The sequence below is a fragment of the Massilia aquatica genome (assembly GCF_011682045.1).
Taxonomy (GTDB): domain Bacteria; phylum Pseudomonadota; class Gammaproteobacteria; order Burkholderiales; family Burkholderiaceae_D; genus Telluria_A; species Telluria_A aquatica.
In genome coordinates this window covers 1-211 of record NZ_VVIW01000097.1, presented here as the reverse complement: position 1 = coordinate 211, position 211 = coordinate 1, and the positions used below count along the sequence as shown (strand labels likewise).

Annotated in this window: 1 rRNA gene; it reads right to left on the bottom strand. The window is 51.2% G+C overall.

The window, feature by feature from the left end:
• A 23S ribosomal RNA gene (locus F1609_RS34025) occupies nt 1–211 on the bottom strand; the annotation flags it as partial.

The following is a 211-nucleotide window of genomic DNA, read 5'->3' as shown; positions in this document are numbered from 1 at the left end:
GTATGACTGAAGCTTAGAGGCTTTTCTTGGAACCACTTCCGATTGCTTCAAGACCTAAGTCTCTCGTCTCGACCCCTTGAATTGCGCGCCCGGATTTGCCTAAGCGCCTTCTATGAGTCAAAAACCAACACTTCCAACCGTTGGACAACCTTCCGCGATCCGTCCCCCCATCGCATCATACGACGGTGCAGGAATATTAACCTGCTTCCCA